Here is a 7,337-nt window from a genome sequence, read left to right as displayed (position 1 = left end):
AATTTGAGAGGAGCTGTCCTTAGTACGAGAGGACCGGGATGGACGCACCGCTGGTGTACCAGTTGTTCCGCCAGGAGCATAGCTGGGTAGCTAAGTGCGGAAGGGATAAGCGCTGAAAGCATCTAAGCGTGAAGCCCCCCTCAAGATGAGATTTCCCAATTTAGTAAGACCCCTTGAAGACGACGAGGTTGATAGGCCTGAGGTGGAAGTACAGCAATGTATGGAGCTGACAGGTACTAATCGGTCGAGGGCTTATCCAAAAATCACCCCACAAAGTGAAGAACAGCGTTGAAGCTGATTCCGATTACTTTGCGGGGACCCCGAAACATGAAGTAGGGGCTAATTCGCAAATTCGTTTCGTATCCAGTTTTCAGGGAGCAAGATTCCTGAGTACCGATTTGAAGCTGCATGTCCTTTCCAGGGTCTGATCTTTTGCTGGAGCAGAGCGAGGAAGCGGAGGCAGCAAAAATCATGTTTGGTGGCGATGGCGGAGGGGTTCCACACGTACCCATCCCGAACACGACCGTTAAGCCCTCCAGCGCCGATGGTACTTGGACCGAAGGGTCCTGGGAGAGTAGGACGTTGCCAAGCAAAGACGAGAAGCACTGCCGATTACAAGTCGGTGGTGCTTTTTGTGTTTATTAGCCTATCCAAAGGTTCTGCGAACAACAGTTATATAGTCTTGATGAGTCATTTTTAGAATCCGGGAATATTTTAATCCCAGCACGTTCACACTGAATTAACGAAATAGCTTCACCCTCTTGGCAAATCAACAATCTGTGGTATAATATTTATAAAGTCAAAGAAAGTCAAAGTCAACACAACAAGAATACCACGTTAGGATTGATGGAGGATGGATGAGTGATGCGTAATATCTCCGATATTATCGAAAAATATCTAAAGAGTGTTCTGCATGAAAGTCCTGAAGGCATGATTGAAATTCAGCGCAATGATCTTGCCGACCAATTCTCCTGCGTGCCATCGCAAATCAATTATGTGATCAGCACCCGCTTTACGGTAGAGAAGGGATATCTTGTTGAGAGCAAGCGTGGCGGTGGCGGTTATGTGCGAATTCGGCGGATAGAACTTCCGGGCCCCGTATCGCTGCATACGCACCTGCATGAAACCATCGGGAATGAAATTGGACAGTCTGCAGCCGAAGGGCTGATCTACCAGTTGGAGGAAGCCCGTTTCTTAAGCCGGAGAGAGGCTGCCCTGATGCGTTCAGTTGTTTCCCGGGATGTGCTTATGGTTAAACTGCCGTATCGGGATCAAATCCGGGCGCGAATGATGAAGGCGATGCTGATTTCTTTGTTAAGCTAGGTTCCCCAAGTGCGGTGAACAGGAGCAGTATATCTCCCGGGTTCACCGGACGGATAAGGTTACCCAGTCTATCCAGTATTAGAGGAGGGTCATCCATGCAATGCCAAGAATGCGGTAAACGCCCCGCGACCTTGCATTTCACGAAGATCGTCAATGGGGAGAAAACAGAATTTCATATTTGCGAAAGCTGCGCAAGAGAGAAGGGAGAACTGATTCCGGGAACCTCCGGCGGTTTTTCCATTCATAACCTGTTATCCGGCTTCCTTGATTTTAGTCCGGCTAATAAGGGGTTGATCTCGGGAACGAAACCTCCTGAGCATTTACGCTGTGAAGAATGCGGCATGACCTATTCGCAGTTCAGCAAAATCGGACGTTTTGGCTGTAGTTCATGTTATAAATATTTTAATGATCGACTAGATCCTTTGTTCAAAAAAGTACACGGTAATACCGTTCACGTCGGTAAAATTCCAAAGCGCTCCGGCGGGCACATTCAGTTCAAGCGCAAGCTTGATAATCTCCGCCAGGAGCTTCAGCAGCGAATTGTGCAAGAAGAATTCGAAGCGGCAGCGGCGCTGCGGGATCAGATTCGTGAGCTCGAAAAAAATATGTCTGCCGAGTAGGAGGGATGCATGATGACAAATCTCCGATTTACAGAACAGCCACTTAGCGAATGGATGAGCCGGGAGGGCAGGGAATCTGACATCGTTATGAGCAGCCGGGTGAGAATTGCCCGTAATATGCTGCACCATCCTTTTCCCATGCTGTCCACCAACCGGCAGTCGGAGGAAGTGCTGGAGCAATTGCAGCAGGCACTCACGGATGAGCAGTTTGCGGCCTATGGCCCATTGTACCCCTTGTTGATTACAGATTTGGATGATTTAGATAAGAGGGTACTGGTTGAAAAGCACCTGATTAGTCCGAACCTGGCTACGGATTCCAGAAATGGCGCAGCTTTCATCAGTGAAGATGAAAGTCTCAGTATCATGATTAACGAAGAGGATCATCTGCGTATTCAATGCTTATATCCAGGGTTGCAAATTCAGGAGGCTTGGGAGAAAGCCACGGAGATTGACGATATCTTTGAGGCGCATGTCGATTATGCCTTCGACGATCATCGCGGCTATTTGACCAGTTGTCCGACAAATGTCGGCACAGGACTCCGGGCTTCAGTTATGATGCATTTGCCTGCCTTGGTGCTCACCCAGCAAATCGGTCGCATCTTGTCAGCGGTGTCGCAAGTCGGGCTCACGGTGCGGGGTATTTATGGAGAGGGAAGCGAGACGCTGGGTAATTTGTTTCAAATCTCAAATCAGATTACACTAGGACAAAGCGAAGCCGAGATTATTGAGAATTTGTATGGCGTCGTTTTGCAGATCATACAGCACGAGAAGACGGCCAGAGAGAAGCTGATTACCGAATCACGGCCGCGAATGCTGGATCGTGTGATGCGGTCTTACGGGATTCTGTCACATGCCTTCATCATCGACTCGAAGGAAGCGGCCCAGCGGTTATCCGATGTTCGTCTCGGTGTAGACCTTGGTCTCATCGACAAGGTGCCGGCGCAAACGCTAAACGAGCTTAATGTGCTGACGCAGCCTGGTTTTCTACAGAAGAAATTTAATAACGGCATGTCACCCGCAGAACGAGACATGTACCGTGCCAAGCTCATTCGGGAGAGAATGGGGAATTAACGGTTAGAACTAACTATGGAGGTGTTGAGAGATGATGTTTGGAAGATTTACGGAACGCGCCCAGAAGGTACTGGCACTAGCCCAAGAGGAAGCGGTAAGACTGGGGCATAACAATATCGGAACAGAACATGTATTACTTGGACTGATTCGCGAGGGCGAAGGAATCGCGGCGAAGGCGCTGATTGGACTTGGTCTGGGCCTTGAGAAAATACAAGATGAAGTAGAAACGCTGATTGGCCGCGGTCAGGAGCAACCAACGAATATTGCTTATACGCCTCGCGCCAAGAAGGTTATCGAGTTGTCCATGGACGAAGCGCGCAAGCTTGGCCATACTTACGTAGGCACGGAGCATATTTTGCTCGGTTTGATTCGTGAAGGGGAAGGCGTAGCCGCCCGTGTATTAAATAACTTGGGCATCAGCCTGAACAAGGCACGGCAGCAAGTGCTGCAATTGTTGGGTAGCAGTGAAGCGGTATCCAGCCATCACGGCGCTCCAGCTAACGTTAACACGCCTACCCTGGATAGTCTGGCCCGCGATTTGACGGCTTCTGCCAAAGAGGGGAATCTCGATCCGGTCATCGGTCGCAGTAAGGAGATTGAACGGGTCATTCAAGTACTCAGCCGCCGGACCAAGAACAACCCGGTGCTCATCGGTGAACCTGGTGTTGGTAAAACGGCGATTGCCGAGGGCTTGGCTCAGAAGATTATTAATAATGAAATTCCGGAAACACTTCGCGACAAGCGGGTTATGACCCTGGATATGGGCTCTGTTGTAGCCGGCACCAAATATCGCGGTGAGTTTGAAGATCGATTGAAGAAGATCATGGATGAGATTCGTCAGGCCGGTAATATTATCTTGTTCATCGACGAATTGCATACCTTGATCGGAGCGGGTGGAGCCGAAGGAGCCATCGACGCTTCAAATATCTTGAAGCCGGCACTGGCTCGGGGCGAGCTGCAATGCATTGGCGCCACGACGCTGGATGAATACCGCAAATACATCGAGAAGGACGCTGCTCTGGAACGCCGCTTCCAGCCGATTACGGTGGATCAGCCATCGGTGGAGGAAGCCATTCAAATCCTGCATGGGCTGCGCGACCGCTATGAAGCGCATCACCGTGTGAAGATTACAGATGAAGCGATTGACCAGGCAGTGAAGCTCTCAGACCGTTATATTCAGGATCGGTTCCTGCCAGATAAGGCTATTGACCTGATCGATGAGGCAGGCTCCAAGGTAAGGCTGAATTCGTATACAGTACCGCCAAACCTCAAGCAACTGGAGAGTCGTCTGGAGGATATTCGCAAGGAGAAGGATGCTGCGGTGCAAAGCCAGGAGTTCGAGAAGGCGGCAGCTCTGCGCGATACCGAACAGAAGATTCGCGAGGAACTGGACGTGACCAAGAACCAGTGGAAGGAAAAGCAAGGTCGTACTGACTCCGAGGTTACGCCAGAGGATATCGCCCAAGTCGTTGCTAGCTGGACGGGAATCCCGGTCAGCAAGCTGAAGGAAGAAGAAACCGAGCGTTTGCTGAACATGGAACAAATTCTGCATGAGCGTGTAATTGGCCAAGATGAAGCGGTCAAGGCGGTTAGCCGGGCCATTCGCCGTGCTCGCGCCGGGCTTAAAGATCCGAAGCGGCCGATGGGTTCCTTCATCTTCCTGGGACCAACAGGGGTTGGTAAAACCGAGTTGGCAAGGGCCTTGGCAGAAGCGATGTTTGGCGATGAGAACGCCGTGATTCGGATCGATATGTCCGAATATATGGAGAAGCATTCCACCGCTCGTCTGGTGGGAGCGCCTCCGGGGTATGTTGGTTATGAAGAAGGCGGTCAATTGACAGAAAAGGTACGCCGCAAGCCATACTCGGTTGTATTGCTGGATGAAATTGAGAAGGCGCATCCTGAAGTATTCAACATCTTGCTGCAAGTGCTGGAGGATGGCCGTCTGACCGATTCCAAGGGCCGCGTGGTCGATTTCCGCAACACACTGATTATCCTCACCTCGAACGTTGGGGCTGAAGCTATCAAGCGCAATACACGTCTTGGCTTCACGGCGGTGCAGGATGCTGGTGCGGACTACGAGAACATGAAGGGCAAAGTGATGGAGGAGCTGAAGAAGAACTTCCGTCCGGAATTCCTGAACCGGATCGACGAGAGCATCGTGTTCCATTCTCTGGAGGAATCGCACATTGGGCAGATTGTGTCCCTTATGTCCGAAGAGCTGCGCAGACGGCTGCATGAATTTGATGTGGACTTTACGCTGACTGACAAAGCCAAGGCGTTCCTGGCCAAGGAAGGCTTCGACCCTGCTTACGGTGCACGTCCACTGCGTCGGGCCATTCAGAAGTACATCGAGGACCGTCTGTCCGAAGAACTGCTGACCGGCAACGTGAAGAAGGGTGACTCGTTGACTATCGATGAGGACAACGGTACGCTAGTTGTAGAACGCACAGGTGCTTTTTCCAAAAACGCATAAGCAAGATTCTCCGGGACCTGCAAATATTTGCAGGTCCTTTCTGTAATTTGAGATAATGGCGGATATGATGATGCTTCGATTGAACGGGAACAGGTTACAGCTATAGCGGTGCCATTGGCCAAGATATACCGAGCAATCAGGACGAACGGATATCCTGCCTTTCAGTAGCGCTACAGCCACGCGAACAACGAGAAAGGCGCAACGTATCAATCATATTGCAGTTGGTACAAAAAATGGAAACTAATTAGCTGAAAATACTACAAAAAATTAACCTTTTTGCCGATGAAATAGATAAAAGGCAGCTTCCTAAGCGATGCTTTGGGCTGTTTTTTATAACCTGCTCCTAAATACCCGGCTCTGGGCCGTAGACTTGCTGAATGACTTTCGAGAAAGCTGAAAGGGTGGTAAAATTTGAGTCATGGAGTCGGATTGAAATCCACAGCCCGGAAAATTTTGCATACGTGAGAAGGAGCGGGAAATGGTTAAAGTAAAAACAAAGTTTCTCTGTAATGAATGCGGCTATGAGTCGCCGAAATGGTACGGCAAGTGTCCGGGCTGCGGGGCGTGGAATTCCATGACGGAGGAGATCGAGAAGACCGTCAAGACCCAGGGAATGAATTCTGGATTATTTCATGCGAAAGAAACACCGCAATCGATCATAAATATAGAAAGCGGCAAGGAGCCGCGTATTCAAACGGGCATTGGCGAATTGAACCGGGTGCTTGGTGGTGGTGTGGTTCCTGGATCGTTAGTGCTTGTTGGCGGCGATCCGGGTATTGGCAAGTCGACCTTGCTGCTGCAGACCTCCCATGAAATGGCTCGCACTGGTCTTAAAGTGCTATATATATCGGGGGAAGAATCCGTTCGTCAAACCAAGCTGCGGGCGGAGCGGCTAGGCGCCTTGTCTCCGGAGCTGTTCGTGTTATGTGAGAGCAGTATGGATGCGATCGAAGCAGCGATTGAAATGGTGAAGCCGGACTTCCTGGTCATTGACTCGATTCAGACGGTATATTTGCCGGAAGTCACTAGCGCACCCGGAAGTGTATCTCAGGTCCGCGAATGTACAGCCCGGTTTATGCGAATTGCCAAGGGGCAAGGAATTGCTACCGTACTTGTAGGCCATGTTACCAAGGAGGGCGCCATTGCCGGTCCAAGGCTTCTGGAGCATATGGTGGATTGTGTGCTTTACTTCGAGGGGGAGCGTCATCATTCCTACCGGTTACTCCGGGCCGTCAAGAACCGCTTTGGCTCGACCAATGAGATCGGCATCTTTGAAATGAACGAAGCCGGCCTGACAGAGGTGGCCAATCCTTCAGAGTTGTTCCTGTCGGAACGTCCGCTGGGCGTGGCTGGCTCTACTGTAGTCGCCAGTATGGAAGGCACCAGGCCTATTCTGGTGGAATTGCAGGCTTTAATTGCGGCCACGCACTTCCCTTCTCCACGGAGAATGGCGACCGGGGTAGATCACCAGCGGATGAATCTGATTATCGCTGTTCTGGAGAAGCGCATGGGCATGTTCCTGCAGAATCAGGACGCCTATGTCAATTTGGCCGGCGGGGTGAAGCTGGATGAGCCGGCGGTCGATCTGGCCATTGCGGTGAGTGTAGCATCCAGCTTCCGTGATATTCCGACCAAGCCCCACGACGTCATTTTCGGAGAAGTAGGCTTGACTGGAGAGGTGCGGGGGGTCTCCCGAGCGGAACAACGGGTGAAGGAAGCAGCCAAGCTTGGCTTCAAACGGGTCATTTTGCCGGAGAAGAGTATGAAGGGATGGAAGGCACCACAAGGGATTAAATTAGTAGGAGTTAATACCGTTGCAGATGCGCTAGCTGTCGCGTTAGATTAGG

5 protein-coding genes and 2 rRNA genes are annotated in these 7,337 nt (G+C 50.9%); all 7 read left to right on the top strand.

The genetic code is table 11. The features are described 5' to 3' along the window. Positions 1–260: ribosomal RNA gene (locus C557_RS0122085) — 23S ribosomal RNA — on the top strand; the annotation flags it as partial. 214 nt (positions 261–474) lie between these two features. Further along, positions 475–591 (top strand): 5S ribosomal RNA (rrf, locus tag C557_RS0122075). A gap of 273 nt (positions 592–864) precedes the next feature. After that, positions 865–1,323 carry a CtsR family transcriptional regulator gene (locus C557_RS0122070; protein WP_018754028.1) on the top strand — a complete coding sequence of 153 codons (459 nt, stop codon included), beginning with the start codon at positions 865–867 and terminating at the stop codon, positions 1,321–1,323. Between the two features lie 95 nt (positions 1,324–1,418). Next, positions 1,419–1,943, top strand: a complete 525-nt coding sequence (locus C557_RS0122065) for a protein-arginine kinase activator protein McsA (protein ID WP_018754027.1) — start codon at positions 1,419–1,421, stop codon at positions 1,941–1,943. Positions 1,944–1,955: 12 nt separating this feature from the next. Next, positions 1,956–3,014, top strand: coding sequence for a protein-arginine kinase McsB (locus tag C557_RS0122060; RefSeq protein WP_018754026.1), 1,059 nt, complete (start codon positions 1,956–1,958; stop codon positions 3,012–3,014). A gap of 31 nt (positions 3,015–3,045) precedes the next feature. After that, on the top strand, positions 3,046–5,490 hold the full coding sequence (gene clpC, locus C557_RS0122055; protein WP_018754025.1) for an ATP-dependent protease ATP-binding subunit ClpC: 2,445 nt from the start codon (positions 3,046–3,048) through the stop codon (positions 5,488–5,490). A gap of 478 nt (positions 5,491–5,968) precedes the next feature. Next, positions 5,969–7,336 carry a DNA repair protein RadA gene (gene radA / locus C557_RS0122050; RefSeq protein ID WP_018754024.1) on the top strand — a complete coding sequence of 456 codons (1,368 nt, stop codon included), beginning with the start codon at positions 5,969–5,971 and terminating at the stop codon, positions 7,334–7,336. Position 7,337: the final 1 nt, after the last annotated feature.

It is taken from the genome of Paenibacillus sanguinis 2301083 = DSM 16941 (genome assembly GCF_000374825.1).
In the GTDB taxonomy this organism is placed as follows: domain Bacteria; phylum Bacillota; class Bacilli; order Paenibacillales; family Paenibacillaceae; genus Fontibacillus; species Fontibacillus sanguinis.
Note: the sequence above shows the minus strand (reverse complement) of the source record. Positions and strands in the feature narration are given on the sequence as shown.